At 41.6% G+C, this 18,273-nt stretch carries 18 protein-coding genes and 1 tRNA gene; 11 read left to right on the top strand and 8 right to left on the bottom strand.

What is annotated here, in order from left to right:
- Positions 1-118 precede the first annotated feature (118 nt).
- Positions 119-1,690, bottom strand: a complete 1,572-nt coding sequence (locus H3302_RS10465; protein WP_036967189.1) for a cation:proton antiporter family protein — start codon at positions 1,688-1,690, stop codon at positions 119-121.
- Positions 1,691-1,914: 224 nt separating this feature from the next.
- Between H3302_RS10465 and H3302_RS10460 the strand changes: the two genes are divergently transcribed.
- Positions 1,915-2,658: a sporulation protein gene (locus H3302_RS10460; RefSeq protein WP_065978106.1), complete on the top strand. Its 744-nt coding sequence runs from the start codon at positions 1,915-1,917 to the stop codon at positions 2,656-2,658.
- Positions 2,659-2,721: 63 nt separating this feature from the next.
- Positions 2,722-3,159, top strand: a complete 438-nt coding sequence (locus H3302_RS10455; RefSeq protein WP_065978105.1) for a GNAT family N-acetyltransferase — start codon at positions 2,722-2,724, stop codon at positions 3,157-3,159.
- Between the two features lie 23 nt (positions 3,160-3,182).
- Here the strand turns inward: H3302_RS10455 and H3302_RS10450 are convergent, their stop codons facing one another.
- The 6 genes from H3302_RS10450 to H3302_RS10425 form a co-directional block, all read right to left on the bottom strand.
- Positions 3,183-4,535 carry a sodium-dependent transporter gene (locus H3302_RS10450; RefSeq protein WP_182395124.1) on the bottom strand — a complete coding sequence of 451 codons (1,353 nt, stop codon included), beginning with the start codon at positions 4,533-4,535 and terminating at the stop codon, positions 3,183-3,185.
- Positions 4,536-4,708: 173 nt separating this feature from the next.
- Positions 4,709-5,998, bottom strand: a complete 1,290-nt coding sequence (locus H3302_RS10445) for an ATP-binding protein (protein WP_182395122.1) — start codon at positions 5,996-5,998, stop codon at positions 4,709-4,711.
- Positions 5,999-6,008: 10 nt separating this feature from the next.
- On the bottom strand, positions 6,009-6,716 hold the full coding sequence (locus H3302_RS10440; protein WP_036967204.1) for a response regulator transcription factor: 708 nt from the start codon (positions 6,714-6,716) through the stop codon (positions 6,009-6,011).
- Between the two features lie 179 nt (positions 6,717-6,895).
- The gene (locus tag H3302_RS10435) at positions 6,896-7,282 is read right to left on the bottom strand and encodes a DUF3019 domain-containing protein (RefSeq protein WP_036967206.1); all 387 of its coding nucleotides are present in this window, start codon (positions 7,280-7,282) and stop codon (positions 6,896-6,898) included.
- Positions 7,272-8,120 (bottom strand): MipA/OmpV family protein, encoded by an 849-nt coding sequence (locus tag H3302_RS10430; RefSeq protein ID WP_036967207.1) that lies wholly within the window; start codon positions 8,118-8,120, stop codon positions 7,272-7,274. Before H3302_RS10430 ends, H3302_RS10435 begins: the two co-directional genes overlap by 11 nt.
- 190 nt (positions 8,121-8,310) lie before the next feature.
- Positions 8,311-9,114, bottom strand: a complete 804-nt coding sequence (locus tag H3302_RS10425) for a hypothetical protein (protein WP_036967210.1) — start codon at positions 9,112-9,114, stop codon at positions 8,311-8,313.
- Between the two features lie 116 nt (positions 9,115-9,230).
- On the opposite strand from H3302_RS10425, the gene H3302_RS10420 reads away from it, so the two are divergent.
- Positions 9,231-10,391: a serine hydrolase gene (locus H3302_RS10420; RefSeq protein WP_036967213.1), complete on the top strand. Its 1,161-nt coding sequence runs from the start codon at positions 9,231-9,233 to the stop codon at positions 10,389-10,391.
- Positions 10,392-10,459: 68 nt separating this feature from the next.
- Here H3302_RS10420 and yhbY read toward each other — a convergent pair whose 3' ends face one another.
- On the bottom strand, positions 10,460-10,756 hold the full coding sequence (gene yhbY, locus H3302_RS10415) for a ribosome assembly RNA-binding protein YhbY (RefSeq protein ID WP_036967216.1): 297 nt from the start codon (positions 10,754-10,756) through the stop codon (positions 10,460-10,462).
- 89 nt (positions 10,757-10,845) lie between these two features.
- On the opposite strand from yhbY, the gene rlmE reads away from it, so the two are divergent.
- The 8 genes from rlmE to H3302_RS10375 all read left to right on the top strand — a co-directional run bounded on the left by rlmE (position 10,846) and on the right by H3302_RS10375 (position 18,245).
- A complete protein-coding gene (gene rlmE, locus H3302_RS10410; protein ID WP_036967218.1) occupies positions 10,846-11,475 on the top strand; it encodes a 23S rRNA (uridine(2552)-2'-O)-methyltransferase RlmE in 630 nt (209 codons plus the stop codon).
- Between the two features lie 57 nt (positions 11,476-11,532).
- A complete protein-coding gene (gene ftsH, locus H3302_RS10405; protein ID WP_176714535.1) occupies positions 11,533-13,479 on the top strand; it encodes an ATP-dependent zinc metalloprotease FtsH in 1,947 nt (648 codons plus the stop codon).
- A gap of 114 nt (positions 13,480-13,593) precedes the next feature.
- On the top strand, positions 13,594-14,442 hold the full coding sequence (gene folP, locus H3302_RS10400; protein ID WP_182395120.1) for a dihydropteroate synthase: 849 nt from the start codon (positions 13,594-13,596) through the stop codon (positions 14,440-14,442).
- Positions 14,435-15,790 carry a phosphoglucosamine mutase gene (gene glmM, locus H3302_RS10395; RefSeq protein WP_182395118.1) on the top strand — a complete coding sequence of 452 codons (1,356 nt, stop codon included), beginning with the start codon at positions 14,435-14,437 and terminating at the stop codon, positions 15,788-15,790. Before folP ends, glmM begins: the two co-directional genes overlap by 8 nt.
- A 69-nt stretch (positions 15,791-15,859) precedes the next feature.
- A complete protein-coding gene (gene tpiA / locus H3302_RS10390) occupies positions 15,860-16,609 on the top strand; it encodes a triose-phosphate isomerase (protein WP_036967226.1) in 750 nt (249 codons plus the stop codon).
- 1 nt (position 16,610) lies between these two features.
- Positions 16,611-16,958 (top strand): preprotein translocase subunit SecG, encoded by a 348-nt coding sequence (gene secG / locus H3302_RS10385; RefSeq protein ID WP_036967228.1) that lies wholly within the window; start codon positions 16,611-16,613, stop codon positions 16,956-16,958.
- Positions 16,959-17,033: 75 nt separating this feature from the next.
- Positions 17,034-17,117: transfer RNA gene (locus H3302_RS10380), tRNA-Leu, on the top strand.
- A 174-nt stretch (positions 17,118-17,291) separates the two neighbouring features.
- Entirely contained in the window at positions 17,292-18,245 is a 954-nt protein-coding gene (locus tag H3302_RS10375) for a general glycosylation pathway protein (protein WP_180310968.1), read from the top strand.
- Positions 18,246-18,273 lie beyond the last annotated feature (28 nt).

Raw genomic sequence — 18,273 nt, 5'->3', positions numbered from 1 at the left:
GAATGACCTAGGGCGGGTACGTCAGGTATGGGGTTAATTTTTATGTCTAAGCAAGTATATGAATATAATGAAAATAATTCTCAGTACCATAATTAGGTGCTGAGAATTATTTTTTACATCAAGAAAAAAGTTTTTGTTTTACATGTTCAGCAAAGCCACTACCGGCTTCTAAATAGAAGTTATAGGTTGAATCTACGCCCATATCTTCTAGTTCTTTTTGCTGATCTGGATAGTTCGCAATAGCAGTAACTTGGCCTTGATAACCCGAGGCACGTAACTGTTCAAGGGCAAAAATATTCTGCATATGTTTTGGCATTGCGAGCATAACCATGCCCACATGAGAATGATTTACGCGTTGCCAAAAATCAGGGTCAGTCGCATCTGCTATGAGTACCCGTCGGCCACGCTTAATATGTTTTTCTACCACATCGGGCTTAATATCAATACCTGCAACGAGATTAGGGTGTGTTTGACTAATCGTTTCGTACGCACCAGTGCCAATACGACCCATGCCAAAAATAACAATTTTTGTGTCATTTAGGTTTACTGGTAACTCTTCGGCAAGTCGCGTATCGCTTTCAAATTTGAGCAGCCAGTTTTCTAGTTTGACATAAATTTCGTTTGAACGTTTGTTTAAAGGAGACGCCAATATAAAGGTAACAGATACGGCAATAGCCATTACAGCAAGCCATTCACTGGTGATCATATTGCTACTTGCTGCAACAGCACACACAATTAACCCAAACTCACTGTAGTTAGAGAGACTAAAAGCACTTAACAGTGAGGTACGCGCGCGTAGTTTAAAGAGATTAGTCAGTACATAATAAAGCGCCACTTTGATAGGTAATACAAATACAATCACCATGGCAACTAACACGGCATGAGTCGTTAGTTCTGCATTTAAGCCAATATTTAAGAAAAACCCTACAAGAAGAATATCTTTCAAATTAAGTAGTGATTTTGATAACTCACCGGCTTTCTTGTGCGACGCAAACATCATACCGATGATAAGCGCGCCTAAATCACCTTTAAGGCCTGCAAATTCAAATGCTTGATATCCAAGTACGAGTGCAAAGAAAAAACCAAATAAAGGCAATAGTTCACCGTGTTTTGAACGGTTGAGCACCCAAAACATAAGGGGGCGTAAAACAGGTAAGCCTATTAATAGTGCCAGTGCCCACATATTAGGTGCTTTGCCCGTACTAATGGCTAAGAAAATAACCGCGAAGATATCTTGCATCACTAAGATACCGATAGCGATTTTACCGTGTAGGCTTGCCATTTCTCCGCGCTCTTCAAGTACTTTAACTGCAAATACAGTACTTGAGAAACTAAATGCAAAGCCAACGAGTAAGGCACTTTGCCACGTGAGCTGATCAAAAAGGGGCAGTGCAAGCGCACCCAGCAATAGCATAAAAGCACTGAATAACGTGCTACTAAGCACAATGTGAATAGAGGCTGGTGCCCAGACTTGGGGTTTTATTAAGTTAGAGACTTTCAGTTTTAGGCCGATGCTAAACAGAAGAAGTGTTACACCTAAGCTTGCGAGAGTATTGAGTAGTTCTGTTGTTTTGTAGCCATATAAGTTGAGGGCGAAGCCCGCCAACAAAAAACCAATAAGGGGAGGAAGCTTTAGCTGATAAACAGCAAAGCCACATACAAACGCGGTAGCAAAGTATATAAGTTCCATAATTCTTCTTTTGACTTCATTTGTTATGAGTGTAGCGAAATATTCTATATTGGAAAACACTAACGAATATAAAGAGTTTAAAAAATAAACACTTTTGCGTTATTTATTGATTAATGCGCCAAAAGTAACATTTTTTCGCTGACATTAGCTTTTAATTGTGGTTAAGATGCAGTAACGAAGGAATTTAAGCCAATTTGTTATAGAACCTGGCTTAAGGAGAAAAGATGTTTAAGAAAATCCTTGCATCAGTTGGTATTGGTGCAGCAAAAGTAGACACTGTACTAGAGACAGAACATTTACAACCCGGCCAAAAATTTAACGCTGTCATTGTGATTAAAGGCGGGGATGTTGAACAGGAAATCGCGGGCTTAGACTTAGCGTTAATGACGCGCGTGAAGGTACAAAGTGATGATGGAGATTACTTCACCAATCACATTATAGAAAAGTGGCGTATTAACGAGATTGGTACAATTGGCGCGGGTGAAGAAAAGCACATTCCTTTCGAGGCGCGTTTACATTCTGAAACGCCAATGACAGAGATCAACGCGGGGTATAATCAGTCGCATGTTTGGATTGAAACAGGCTTAGATATTGATATGGCACTTGACCCAACAGACCGTGATTCGCTCCATGTGTATCCGAATGATGCGGTAAGCACCTTAATGCAAGCAATGGACAAGCTTGGTTTTAATTTGGTGAAGGCTGATGTCGAAAAAGGGTACTTGCGAGCGCCTACCTTTCAATCACATTCAGGTTGCTATCAAGAACTAGAATACAGACCGAATAGCCGCAGTTTATTTGGATTACAAGAAATCGAATTGTCTTTTGTGCCTGAAGCCCATAAAACACATGTGTTGATTGAACTTGACCGTGCCTTTAGAGGCGATGGATATGTTGATTTAACCATTGAACATGATCATGTGAATTTATCGCAATTGTGTGATCAGCTTGAACGATTGTTCGCATAATACGCCAAGCTAAAAACCTAGAAACCCAGCTTTGGCTGGGTTTTTTGTTATTAAAGGGGAGTTATGTTTTCAATTAAGACTTATGGTGCGTTAAACAAAGATGAGTTATTGAGTATACTTCGCGCCAGAGTGGATGTATTTGTGGTAGAGCAAACCTGTCCATACCCTGAAATAGACGATATTGATAACCATCAAGAAACGTTGCACTTGTGTTTATTTAAGGACAATAGGCTTGCGGCTTATGCTCGTTGTTACCCAAAAAGTACTGAATTGAGTGCATTTGGGCGGGTGTTAGTGACTGCTGATTTTCGCGGTCAAGGTCTGGCAAAACAGTTAGTGCAAACGGCCATTGATACTTGCCAGCAACATTGGCCTGAGCGAGCTATTACAATTGGCGCGCAATGCTATTTAGTCGATTTTTATCAACAGTTTGGTTTTAAGTGTGTGGGTGAAGATTACCTTGAAGATGGAATACCACACCAAGATATGTGTTTGCAGTAGCCACAGGGCTACTGCAAAATTTGTTAACTTAACAGTGAGTTTGCAAACACGAGTGCGATAGCAATGGGGCATACAAACTTGATATACCAAGGCCATACTTTCCAAAAAAAGCTATTGCCGGCTTCTGGGCAGCCCTGTTGAATCTCTTTTAGTAACGCACTGCGATGCCAAATCCAGCCAACAAAAATACAGCACATTAAGCCAAGCAGTGGTTGCGCTATTTTTGTGGTCAGTGTGATCACAAAGCCAAATAATGAGCCAAGGTTACACACAATAGTAAAACTAACGAGCGCAATTAACCCGCCTATTAACCACGTTGCTTGCAGACGTTTCAGTGCAAAACGTTCAACAGCGTATGATACCGGCGCCTCAAGCATCGAGATTGACGATGTTAATGCCGCAATACTCATTAGTGCAAAAAAGGCGAAGCCGACAAAAATACCCACATAGCCCATGCTCGTGAATAGGGCCGGTAACACTTGGAATACCAATGTATCTTCAGAAAGCAGGGTGCCCTCAGCTGAGAAAATTTGCACACCTTGCGCTTGCGCAACATACATGGCTGGAATAATTAGTAAACCCGCGACAAACGCAATAAATACATCAATCAACGTGACATAGGCGCCAAGTGAAACGAGGTTTTCTTTTTTACTTATATACGAGCCGTAAATGATCATTACGCTGGTGCCTAAAGACAGTGAAAAGAAGGCTTGTCCTAGCGCGTTGACTAACAACTCAGGGTTCAAAATAGACGAAAAATCAGGCACTAAATAAGCTTTAAGACCTTCAACAGCACCTTCTTGTGTCATTACGTAAATGATCAACATAAACAGAATACCCAGTAACGCAGGCATTAAGCGCTTTGACCATTTTTCAATACCGTTTTCGACACCTTTTGAAATAATAGCAATCGTTAAAATAATAAACGCGGCGGTAAAAATGATGTTTCTTGAGAGTGACTGCTCACTTAGCCAGGTCTGGGCTTGCTCTTGCCCTGTTAATTGAGCAATGGGTTCAAGTGTTGCACTTAACATCCATCCGGCAACAATGGCATAAAAACTGAGGATTAAGCCTGCACAGATAATGCCCCCAAACCCAACTAAAAACGCAAACTTCTTTTGCCACGCTTGATTGGTTACCTTACGCAAAGCGCTAACCGCATTTGCTTGACCATGACGTCCTATGACAAGCTCTGCCATTAACGCCGGATAGGCTAAACAAAATGCTAAAATTAAATAAGCAACTAAAAATGCGGCACCGCCATTACTTGCTGTTTGAGTGGGAAAACCCCAAATGTTTCCTAGGCCAACCGCAGAGCCTGCAGCTGCCATAATAAATCCAAAGCGAGAGCTGAACTCCCCGCGTGATGCGCTCATATTATTTTTACTTCTCTATTTGTGACGGCGCTGACAATCTACTTGAATTAACGCTAAATAAAAAGGGTTAATGACGGGCAATTTTGCTCTATGTCTTACCGTGTGTCGTGTCAGCGTAGATTTCAATCTATTGGGCGTAACAATACGAAAGAATTAACACAATTGAAACATTTTTAGGGGCTTTTATTCTGAATTGAAAGTGTAAAGCAAGCGCCACCGAGCTTTTTGCTCTTAGATACACTGATGGTTCCGTGGTGCCAATCTGCGACTTTGGCTGCGATTGCAAGGCCAAGCCCGTAACTTTCTCCATCACGGTTACGGTGAGTTTGTTCTTGGAAAAAGGGACTAAATACTTTATGCCAGTTTTGCTCATTGACCCCCTGTCCGTCATCTTCTACGTTTATCACCACGAGCTCTGGTGAGCAGTGCGCTGTAATGAGGATGTCTGAGTGTGCGAAATCGCATGCATTACTTAATAAATTTACAATTGCGCGAGCTAACCAATGAAGATCAGCGCAAATATATCCTGTCTTAATATCATGCTCTAAATGTAAAGCGCGTTGCTCTAACTTTGGCTCTACTTGATGGATTACAGTCAGTAAGTAACTGTGTAAATCTGATTTATTAAAAGTTAACTGGTTCGCTTTTTGTTCTAACGTTGCAAATGCGAGATAACTTTTTAGCATAGACTCCATTTGATCAAGGTCTTGTTCCATGCGTGCTAAATACTCAAGACGTTTTTCTTCATTTGGACAGTCTTGTGCGGCTTCTAAACCAAATCGTAAACAGGCAATAGGCGTGCGGATATCATGAGACAAGCTCGACGCCATTAATTTATTTTCGTCTAATAGCTTCTCAATTTGGCTCGCCATTCGGTTAAATGTCAGCTCAACATCTCGTATATACGTGAAATGAGACACATGAATACGGCTGCTTAAGTCTCCTTTAGCAAATCGTTTTGCCGCTTCATTTAATACTGTTAAGCGTTTTGCGAGAGGGGTAATGATAAAGCCCATAAAAACACACAAGCCAGCATAAAATAAAAGCGTAAGTAACACGTCGTTGCCTTGGTCGTGTATAGGGTCTTTACCAAGGCGCATTTTTAGATGATGTGCTCCAAGAGAGGCTTCACTGTACAGTAAATAGTAACCTTGTTGATCTTCAAGAATTAAGCCGTTAGGTTGGGTTATTTGCTGCAGTAATGTATGAGGCAGTGCGAGTGATTGGGTGGGTCTATATTCAAGTTGCACATTAAAGTCGCTGTTTAACTGTTTTATTGCCCGTTCACGCTCGGTCGGGGCCATAGCAGCCAGTTGTTTAGCAAAGCCTTTAATCATTTGTGTTTGGTTATAAAACTCATCCTGTGGTGTATGAGTTTGCTGACTAAAGGCGTCAATTAGCCAGCCCAATACAATAATTGAGATAAGTGCGCTGCCAAGAAGAGAAATATAAAACTTTTTCACAGGTTTAAATCTATTGCCAAGCCGTGGCGACCAGTAGATAACCTCGTCCCCAAATTGTTTTTATTTTTTCGGGATGTTGAGGATCATCACTGAATTTTTTCCGCAATGATGAAATAAGCACATCAACGCTACGGTCCAAACCGTCGTATTCTCGCCCTTTTGTTGCTTTGAAAACGGCGTCTCTTGAGACAACTTGGCCGGCATTACTCGCAAGGTAGTGCAGTAATAAATATTCGGCACTTGATATATGAACTTCTTCATCATTAAAGTAAACCGTGCGAGAATCGGTATGAATCGCTAACTTGCCTACTGTAATAATACTCGATTCAGTGGCTGAGTCTTGTTTGTCAGACTGAGAACGAAGAGCCGCTTTAATACGGGCGAGTAATGCTCGAGGACGCACAGGTTTCATCATGTAATCACTGGCACCCACTTCTAGACCAATAACCTCATCCATTTCATCATCTCGGGCGGTCAGCATAATAATGGGGGCATGATAAAACTGCCTTAAGTCGCGACAAACGCTGATGCCATCTTGCCCCGGTAGCATAATATCCAGTAATACGAGGTCGGGCGGTGAGGTGCGAACTTGTTCAACAACGAGATCGCCACGCTGGCAAAGTGTGGTATTGTAACCTTGCTCTGTTAAGTATTCGGCTACCCAATTCGCCAAAGAAATATCATCTTCAACGAGTAAAATTGTTCCGTAATGCTCCATTATCTACTCCTAATAGTTATACCAATCCGCAAAAATACTTAATCATTTTGAGTGATCAAACCAGTCGCTACCTGCGTTAAAAATTTCTGATTTAGAACAACTAAATAACTAAATTTTTGCCTTGTTATCAACGCGGTTTTATTGCCTCAAAATAGACCACTTAATTAAGCGGAATGGTATTAGAACAGTCGCCAACGACGTTTTTTCTGACGGTTTTTATATACCCACTGTAACTGTATTTCAGTAGAGGCGACAATTTTTCCATTATCACTATTAATCAACTCAAATCCGACCGTTTCTGTAGAGTCAAACTCATACCTAAACAGCCCTTTGTGCTGCATAAGCCAGCATTGAATAATATGTTTGCTGTCGGAATTACGTAAACAGTAGTTTCCTATTTGCTGCTGTCGCCAAGAAACCTCAACATCAGCGTAACAATTTCGTCCTTCACGCAGTGCCACACAGGTATCAGGTATTGCAACAAGAGTATTGCTATCGGCTGTCTGTTCTTGTGCATTGACGGGTGCAATGGGTAAGGCGAACAAAAAGTAGTATTTAAAAAACATAGCGCAGGCCTACCTTGGCTTTATGCTGATACTCTTGCGATATAATAGGGCTTTGATGAATGTCATTTGAAAACCAAGTTGATAACCAACCCGTTAAAAAGACCCAGTGCTGATTAAGCGGGTATTCCGCATGAAACTCAAAAATGAGACTGTATGATGTATCTGGGATATACAGAGGTCTGTCAGCGCGTGATTCGGGCTGCGAAATCCCAAAATAGTAATTGGTAAAGTCACTTGAGTAGGCACTTAGGCCAACACCTGAACGAAATTCCCAGTTTCGCCATGGAATGATCTGACTAAAAAATGAATTCATTACCCAGCCATTATGAGTGCCAGATACATCGTGTAAATATTCAAAAGAAATGTGTGAATTTTCAAAGCGGCGGGACAGGCGAAGACCAACATCAAAATCATAATTACGGCGTTTTATTCCCTCAAGTTCCGCGATAACATCGTCGCCGTAAAACGTTAAACCTGTTTCGTCAAACCCTGATTGAACATTCGTCCCGACAATATCAAGACCCCACTCAAATTTATCTATAATGCTGTAGCCAAGAGAAAGGCCACCACTTAATTGGCTTTGGTCGTAATCGAGGTAAAATTTCTCGTAAGAGACAGCAAGATGGATATCGGGCTCAAATCCATCATTATAGGAGTCCATGCCAACAAGGTATGAATCTTCAGCATAATACCCTGCACCAATTCCCCAATCCCAGGCAAAACCTTGGCTTGGTTCGAGTGTATTGTCGGCGTAATAACGATTACTTGCTTGGCTCGACGTGCTAAAAATGCATAAGTAGATAAATAAAAGGGCGCTGCAGGCTCGCAAGTTTGTCATCCTTGTTACTAATAAAAATAAGCTCGTACTAGGATATAGTATATTGTTAATGAGTTCCCGAAATCTGTAAAAAAATGTAGGGGTGTAATCAGGTGTGTTAAAAAGTGTGGCTTAAATTAAACGCTGCTTTCCTTGAGGGTAGTAGGTAAGAAAAGCAGCCACATTAACAGTGTGAGCGTTTATAGATGACTCACTGGACTTTAATTTTGTCGATTAAAATACTGGTGAGGTAGTATTGCATCATCGGTGTCAGCGCGCTTATCTCTGTACGATTACACGGGCCTTGTTCTTTCGTTAGAGCTGTCATACGTGAAATGGTTTGATAAGCAGGTATCTCAATGTTTTTGTTAATGCGCTCAAGACGAGCTTGCTCAGTATTTTGCTCATGAATGAAACTGGCAACTTCGAGTTCATTTTTAATCATTTGCTGCTGTTCAAAGCTGTAAATAAGTGGCTCGCGGTGAAAGCTTGCGCTATCGATAGACGATTTTGCAAACCAAACTACATCACCGGTTTTTTTATGTGTTAAACGCATACTCACTTGTCCAAGCATTGTTGCACACTGCTTAGTTGGGAACTGAGCCGCGATATCATCAAATAAAGGAAATGGTTTTTGTGGTTTTACGAGTGTGTACTCAGTGTCAGCAACCAACTCTAAATCTAATTGATGGATTGAGAGCGTGTAATCCGCTTGACCTTCATCAACAACCTTTAATTGTTTTGCCACTAACGATTCAGAAATTTGTGAATAAAGCGTATCTGTCACGCTCGTTTTGTCGGCAACAATCGTCACTGTTTGATTTTTACTGACAGTATGAGCCGGTAACTGTACAGACTTAACTTTAGGTGCTGCATGGTCTGTTTCATACTTTATTTGATAACGTTGGCTTTGTAGCAATGGCTTTTCTGGCATTACTAACAACGGAGCTGGTTCTGGTCTTAGGGCACAACCGGCTGAAATTAAAGTAAAAAGCAAAACGACAAGTAAGCGCATAAAAATAAGTCTACCCATGAAAAAAGTTAAGATTGTGCGCATTGTACGTTAGTCGAAGCAAAAGTTCATGATATTATGTTATGAGAAACTTCCGAAACAGATTAAAAAAATAAATAATGAAGTACTCAGCACCTATTATCATTTGTCTATTTTCATTTCTTTTACTGCTCTCTTTTAGCAGTCAGGCTGCAGGTAGCGGTTCACAATGGCAGACATTTTTAGACGATTACAATACGTACTTATCTCGAAAATTAAGAAGTAAAGGTATTCCAGGTGGAGCGCTTTCAATTGTTAAAGTCGGAGAAGATGATTTTGTGCGGGGGATAGGCCGCACAAAAATAGACAATGGCCGAAAGGTTGATAAACACACGCGTTTTCGTTTGGCATCCGTATCAAAAACTTTTGCAGGGTCATTAACCTCAAAACTTGCTGCGCAGGGGGAGTTTAATATCGATGATCCTCTGAGTAAGTTTATTCCTGAGTTTTCCAATACCGTTTATAAAGATGATTTAAAAATTTACCATATTTTAAGTCATTCAAGCGGCTTAGTGCCGAATGCGTATGATAATCTGATTGAATCGCGAATGAGTTACCCTGATATCGTCGAGCAACTGCTGAGCGTGCAACCAATATGTAAGCCGGGTGAATGTTACGGTTATCAAAATGTGATGTTTAGCTTAATTGACTCGGTGATTTTAAAGTCGACTCAAATGGACTACACGCATTGGATTTCTGAATATATCTTTGCCCCCCTTAAAATGGTCGATGCGAGTGTGGGTTATGATGGCATGGTCCGCGACGATAATTTTGCTCACCCTCATGTTCGTGGCCGAAAACGGTGGTATACATCTCGGTTAAAGAAAAATTACTACAAGGTTGCAGCTGCCGCAGGGGTTAATGCCAGCGCAAACGATATGGCTATTTGGCTTAACGCGCAGCTAGGTCAATACCCCGAAGTATTGCCTTTAGATGCACTAATCAAACAAACCCGACCGTATACACACACCAAAAAAGAGACGCGTCGAAGAGTGTGGCGCAGTCATGTTAAAGATGCATATTACGGGCTTGGATGGCGGGTATACAACTATGATGATGAAGTACTTTATTATCATAGTGGCTGGGTGCAAGGTTACCGAAGTGATTTAGTGGTGTTTCCTTATTTAAATATTGGTTTTAGCTTAGTACTCAATGCCGAGACAGGATTGATCAACGAATTAACCACCGAATTTATAAATCGGACGCTTAAGTTCGTTAGAGAAGATAAAACGCTTAAGTAATAAAATTTAGTTACAAAAAAGCCAGCTCTGCGCTGGCTTTTAGTTTATTGCATGACTTTGTTGCAAAATTAGCCGCGAGGAAGCTGAATTTTTTTCTCTTCGCTTTGGCGATAAAGCACAATTGTATGACCAATTGTTTGTAATTTTTCTGCGCCGGTCTCGCGAACAATTGCATCAAAAATCAATGCTTTAGTCTCACGCTCGTCGGTAGGTACTTTTACTTTGATAAGCTCGTGAATATTAAGTGCGCTTTCGATTTCAACTAAAACGCCTTCTGTTAAACCATTTGCACCAAGTAATACAACCGGTTTTAAACTGTGTGCTTGACCTTTTAAAAACTGCTTTTGTTTGTTCGATAATTTCATGATGTTACAAATTTTGCTGAATATGGCTTGAATTAAGGGTATTCTAACGCCATCTAGAGAATATTACTAATTAGTTACGTATTAATTTTATGGCAAACAAAAAACATTCAGCCAGTTCTAAGCGTTGGTTGAAGGAACATTTCGACGATCCTTATGTTCACGAAGCGCAAAAGAAAGGTTGGCGTTCTCGTGCGGTATTCAAATTAGACGAAATTCAAAATAAAGATAAATTAATTAAACCGGCTATGACAGTGGTTGACTTAGGGGCCGCACCCGGCAGCTGGTCTCAGTATTTAGCTGAAAAAGTAGGTGATAAAGGGCAGGTTATTGCCTGTGATATCTTACCGATGGATTCTTTAGCAGGTGTTGATTTTTTGCAAGGTGACTTCCGTGAAGAAGCTGTGCTTGATGCATTATTAACACGTATTGACGGTAAAAATGTTGATGTCGTTTTTTCTGATATGGCACCGAATATGAGTGGCAATACATCAGTTGATCAAGCTGGTAGTATGTATCTTGTCGAACTTGCGCTCGACATGTGTCATCAAGTTTTGAAGAAAAATGGCGCTTTTTGTGTCAAAGTATTCCAAGGAGAAGGATTTGATCAATACTTACAGGACGTACGTAATAGCTTTAAGGCGGTAAAAATTAGAAAGCCCGATGCTTCGCGTGCCCGTTCTCGGGAAGTTTATATAGTGGCGACAGGCTACAAACTGTAGTACAGTTGTGCTGCGTTAAGTTGAATTTAAATTAATTGGATACAAGAGGTTAACCCCTTGAGCGATATGGCGAAAAATCTAATACTCTGGCTGGTCATTGCAGTTGTGCTAATGTCAGTGTTTCAGAGCTTTAATGGTGGTGATCAAGCAGATCGCCAAACAAGTTACACTCAATTTGTTAGTGACGCACGTAGCGGCGCTATTCAAGAGGTCTCTATTGAAAGCACAACCGGCACCATTACAGGTACCAAAACAAATGGTGAGCGCTTTCAAACTATCATGCCAATGTATGATAAAGACATTTTGAATGATTTATTGAAAAGCAATGTAAATGTTAAAGGTGTTAAGCCTGAAGAGCAGTCTTTCCTCGCCAGCATTTTAATCTCTTGGTTCCCAATGTTACTGCTTATTGGTGTGTGGATTTTCTTCATGCGTCAAATGCAAGGCGGTGGCGGCAAAGGGGCGATGTCTTTCGGTAAGAGTAAAGCCCGCCTAATGAGCGAAGATCAAGTTAAAACAACGTTTGCTGATGTTGCCGGGTGTGATGAAGCGAAAGAAGATGTCACAGAGTTAGTGGACTTCTTACGTGATCCATCAAAATTCCAAAAGCTGGGTGGTAGTATCCCTAAAGGCGTACTTATGGTAGGTCCTCCGGGTACGGGTAAAACTCTTTTAGCGAAAGCGGTTGCTGGTGAAGCAAAAGTACCATTTTTTACAATTTCAGGTTCTGATTTCGTAGAAATGTTTGTTGGTGTGGGTGCATCACGTGTCCGTGACATGTTCGAACAAGCGAAAAAAGCAGCCCCGTGTATCATCTTTATCGACGAAATTGATGCGGTAGGTCGTAAACGTGGTGCAGGCATGGGGGGCGGTCACGATGAACGTGAGCAAACTCTAAACCAAATGCTAGTAGAAATGGACGGCTTTGAAGGTAATGAAGGTATTATCGTTATTGCAGCGACAAACCGCCCAGATGTACTTGACCCCGCGTTATTACGTCCGGGTCGTTTTGACCGCCAAGTTGTAGTTGGTTTACCTGATATTCGTGGTCGTGAGCAAATCTTGAAAGTGCACATGCGTAAAGTGCCATTAGGCGATAACGTTGAGGCCGCTGTGATTGCACGGGGTACACCTGGTTTCTCAGGTGCTGACCTTGCAAACTTGGTAAATGAAGCGGCGCTATATGCAGCGCGCGGCAACAAGCGTGTTGTTAGCATGGCTGAGTTTGATGCAGCAAAAGATAAAATCATGATGGGCGCAGAGCGTAAGACCATGGTGATGAGCGAACAAGAAAAAGAGATGACCGCTTATCATGAAGCAGGTCACGCGATTGTGGGCCGTATGGTGCCAGAACACGACCCTGTTTATAAGGTGTCTATTATTCCACGTGGTCGTGCACTAGGTGTTACGATGTACTTGCCTGAACAAGACCGTGTGAGTCACTCTAAAGAGTTACTAGAGTCAATGATTTCTAGTCTTTACGGTGGTCGTATTGCAGAAGCTCTGATTTATGGTGAAGACAAAGTAACCACAGGGGCAAGTAACGATATTGAGCGCGCGACAGACATCGCACGTAAAATGGTTACTCAATGGGGCTTAAGCGAAAAGTTAGGTCCACTGCTGTATGCTGAAGATCAAAACGAGATGTACATGGGTGGCGGTGGAAGCCGTGCCATGAGCATGTCAGATGAAACAGCAAAAGTTATCGATAGCGAAATTCGTTTGTTCTCAGATCGTAATTACCAACGTGCTGAGCAAATCTTAAAAGACAATATTGATATCTTACACGCGATGAAAGATGCATTAATGAAGTACGAAACAATTGATGCGGGTCAGATTGACGATTTAATGGCTCGTCAGCCAGTGCGCGAACCGCGTGACATGCATGACCGTCGTCCAGATGATAAAAAACCAGCTGCCAAGGCTGAACCTGTTGCTGAAGAGTCAAAATCGGATGATTCAGTAAAAAAGGATGAAACAAACCTTGATGACAAAGCTGAATAATCGTTAAAATACGATTAGCAAAAGCCCCGCTTGCCGGGGCTTTTTTGTAGCGACATAAAAAATCGTTTAGGTGCAGCACCTAAACATTCGCCATGGAAGCAGTATAGGTGATAGATGACCACTGTTAGTTTACCTCGAGGCCGCACTTTACACCTCGATACCCCTGTTGTGATGGGGATCTTAAATGTCACTCCTGACTCTTTTTCAGACGGCGGCAATTATTGCCAACTAGACAGCGCTGTCAAACAAGCTCATACACTCTTAGAACAAGGCGCAAAAATCATTGATATTGGCGGTGAATCGACACGCCCTGGTGCCCCTGACGTTTCATTGGAAGATGAGCTTGACCGTGTTATCCCTCTGGTTAAAGCGCTCAGAAAAACAAGCGACTGTATAATTTCTATTGATACCAGCAAAAGTGAGGTCATGCGTCAGGCTATTTTAGCGGGTGCAGATATCATTAATGATGTTAGGGCATTACAAGAGCCCGGTGCTATTGAAGTATTATCTGCATACCCTGACGTTGCAATTTGCTTGATGCATATGCAAGGACAACCTCGCACGATGCAAAGTAATCCACAGTATGAGGATTTATTTGCAGATATTAATGACTTTTTTTCCGAGCGTATCGAAGCATGTGAGCAAGCGGGGATTCAGCAACAACGTATTATTTTAGATCCCGGTTTCGGTTTTGGGAAAACGCTCGCGCATAACTACGAAATTCTTAATAGGTTTGACGAGTTTAATCAATTCAATTTACCGGTCCTTGCGGGTTTATCACGCAAATCCATGATTGGTAATTTATTAAATAAAAGCACGGATGAGCGTTTAGCTGGCAGTTTAGCAGGTGCTTTAATTGCTGCCCAAAATGGGGCAAAAATCATTCGTGTGCATGATGTTTCAGAAACTTTAGATGTGTTGACCGTATGGCAAGCATGTAAGAAAGGAATTATAAATGAGTAAAACAAGAAAATTTTTTGGCACGGATGGCGTTCGTGGCATGGTGGGCGAATACCCTATTACTCCAGAGTTTGCATTAAAACTTGGTTGGGCAGCTGGACGCGTATTATCAAAAATTGGTACCAAGAAGGTTATTATTGGTAAAGACACGCGTATCTCTGGGTATATGTTAGAAACTTCACTGGAAGCAGGTCTTATTGCTGCAGGCATTGATGTTGTTTTACTTGGCCCTATGCCGACCCCTGCGGTTGCTTATTTAACGCAAACTTTCCGTGCTGAAGCTGGCATCGTTATTAGTGCATCACATAACCCTTATCATGATAATGGGATTAAATTTTTCTCTAGTCGTGGTTTGAAGCTAGCGGATGAAGTTGAGCTTGAAATTGAAGCCATGATGGAAGAGCCAATGACTTGCGTAGCTTCAGATAAATTAGGTAAAGCGCGTCGTTTAGAAACGGCTGATGGCCGTTATATTGAGTTTTGTAAAAGCCAATTCCCTCAAGGTTTATCATTAGAGGGTCTAAAAATCGTATTAGATTGTGCTAATGGCGCAACTTATCATATAGCCCCGTCTGTTATGCGTGAGCTTGGTGCAGAAGTCATTTGTCATGCGTGTGAACCAAATGGTGTCAACATTAACCTTGAATGCGGTGCAACTCACGTTGAAACACTCAAGCGCAAAGTACTTGAGCATGATGCCGATGTTGGTATTGCGTACGACGGTGACGGTGACCGTGTGATGATGGTTGACCACAACGGACGTGTCTTCGATGGTGATGACATTGTTTATATTATTGCATGCCAAGCTGCAAACGACGATATGTTGGGTGGGGGTGTTGTTGGCACGGTCATGTCAAACATGGGGCTTGAAAATGCATTAAAAGCGCGTGGTATTGATTTTGCTCGCAGTAAAGTTGGCGATCGTTATGTCATGGAGCTTTTGCAAGAGAAAGGATGGAAAATCGGAGGCGAAAGCTCAGGCCATGTATTGAATCTTGATTTAATTAGTACTGGTGACGGTATTATTTCGAGTTTGCAGGTGTTAGCTGCCATGGTTGCACAGAATAAAACACTGCAAGACTTAGGTGCTGGCTTTACAAAATACCCGATGAAAATGATCAATGTTCGTTACCCTCAAGGTACGGATCCAACGCAAGCACAAGCTGTTATCGATATTGTGGCACAAATCGAAGAAAAATTAGGTGATACAGGGCGTGTTCTACTTCGCAAATCGGGGACAGAACCTGTTGTTCGCGTAATGGTAGAGGCTGATCAAGAGAAAACAGTACTAGACAGCGCACAAAAAATTGCTGAAATTGTCGAATCTGTGAGCAAACAAACCGAGGGATAACAATAACCTCTTGTAACTTTGGGCAAGTCGAGTTAGTATCTTGCCCGCTTTCTAATGTGGAGTGGAAATATGGCAACACGTAAGCCAATGGTAGCAGGCAATTGGAAAATGAACGGTTCGTTAGAACTTGTTGAACAATTAGCAAACGCTATCAAAAATGTTCAGTCTGATGAACTTGATATTGTGGTGTTTCCACCATTCCCGTTGATAAGTTCGCTGCAACAACAAAATGTTGTTGTCGGTTCGCAAACGGTCTCAGAAAACCAAGCGGGTGCGTTTACGGGTGAAGTAGATGCTCAGCTGATTAAAGACTTAGGCGCAACGTATACCTTAGTAGGGCATTCAGAGCGTCGCAGTATTTATGGTGAATCTGATGCGGTAGTTGCGGATAAATTTGCTCGCGCTCAACACGTTGGTTTAACACCTATCTTATGTGTTGGCGAAAGCGAAGAACAACGTGAAGCGAATGAAACCGAATTAGTGGTTGCAGCACAAATTGATGCTGTAATTAACAAATTAGGTGTAGCAGCACTGAAGAATTCTGTGGTAGCATACGAGCCCGTTTGGGCCATTGGCACAGGTAAGACTGCTTCTCCTGAGCAAGCGCAAGCTGTACATAAATTTATCCGTGAGAAAATTGCTTCTGCGGATAGTGATTTAGCTGAACAGCTAACCATCTTATATGGTGGTAGCGTGAATGAAAAAAATAGCGAATTATTATTTGCACAACCAGATATAGATGGCGGCCTAATAGGCGGCGCAAGTCTAAAAGCAGAATCATTTACTGCTATTTGTGAAAGTGCAAAAGGGACCGTATAAGATGTACGAAATTTTATTAGTAGTTTATTTAATTGTTGCTTTAGCGCTTGTTGGTATGGTTTTAATCCAGCAAGGTAAAGGCGCTGATATGGGTTCATCATTTGGAGCAGGTGCGTCTGCTACAGTGTTTGGCTCATCAGGTGCAGGCAACTTCATGACAAAAACAACAACAATTCTTGCAACGATTTTCTTCGTGTTAAGTATTGTTTTAGGTAACCTGACTGCCGGTCAAATTAAAAAGACGGACGAGTGGGAAAACCTAGAGGCTGCGCCAGCTGTTGAAACTGTTACTCCAGCACAAACTGATGTGCCAGTGACAGAAGAGAAAAGCTCTGACGTACCAAATTAATTAGCGTTGCTAATTATTGTTAAGCGATTTATCTCCTCAGTAAATCAAACAGCTTAACATCATACAGAATTGTATGCGGATGTGGTGGAATTGGTAGACACGCCATCTTGAGGGGGTGGTGGCTTCGGCCGTGGGGGTTCAAGTCCCCCATCCGCACCAAATTTAAAAAGCCGTGACCTAAAAGTCACGGCTTTTTTCGTTTCGGTATGTTTTTGCACTTTTTTGGTGCTGTTCGCCCTCTGTTAATACTCTACCTCATTGATTTGTAAGATATATATAACTTGGTTCTCTCCTTGCTTGTTATCTTGTGTGTGTTCACCAGAGGATGCCATTATGGCAAGAATGAGTTATTTAAGCGCAATAGAACGATATGAAGAATACCAAGGGCTGATTCAAAATTTATTGCTTTCAATTCTGGCAAGTGTGCATACAGCGCTTGCTCAAAAAAAAGATGTTCAACCCCTCATTAAGCAGTATCCCTTTTTAGAGTTGCAGTATTGTTTAGATGAGCAGGGGATTCAGCTAGGTAATAATGTGTGCTTTAAACCCCAGTATAAGAAAGACTTAGCTAATAGAGGGGCAGGGCAAGATTTAAGCGCTCGACCCTACTTTACAGCGATATCAAACTCGACAGAGGCACATTTCACCTCACCCTATGTATCAACGGCCACGAGGCATTTATGTATTTCGGTTATAAAGTCTGTTCAATTCAAAGAAGGCGCTCCGTGTTACGTCGTTATTGATGTGTGCCTCACCGAACTTATCGAGTTCATCATGGGGGATACGAAACGAGCGAATATGACGGCTTACTTTAAAGTAGGGTATGGGCTTATTGTCGCTTGCTTATTTTGCTTGGTATTTTATTTATTATTTAAAGTATTCGAGGGCATGTTTTCTTTGGTTACGAGCGAGCAGGCACATTCAGATCCTCTAAAGCCCTTTACTATTATTATCTTTGTTACCTTAGCCCTTGCTATTTTCGACCTAGGAAAAACGATTTTAGAAGAAGAGATTTTAATGCACAAAGATATCTTTCGTCACAGTTCAACACGTCGCACTATTACCCGTTTTATCTCAACCATTCTTATTGCAGTGTCAATAGAGGCGTTACTTACGATGTTTAAAGCCGCTTTGGGTCAAACAGAATATGTGATGCCTGCGGTATTGATGATGTTTGCGGTGGTGGGTTTGTTAATCGCATTGGCTATTTATGTCTATTTAGGTGCGAAAGCCGAAGGCATATTAACCCAAGTTCAGCGTGCCAAAATTAATACCTCTTTACAATAATTAGACGGCGAAAAACACATAACTTAAA

It is taken from the genome of Pseudoalteromonas sp. MT33b (assembly GCF_014117385.1).
Lineage (GTDB): Bacteria > Pseudomonadota > Gammaproteobacteria > Enterobacterales > Alteromonadaceae > Pseudoalteromonas > Pseudoalteromonas lipolytica.
This window is presented reverse-complemented; position numbering and strand designations above follow the sequence as displayed.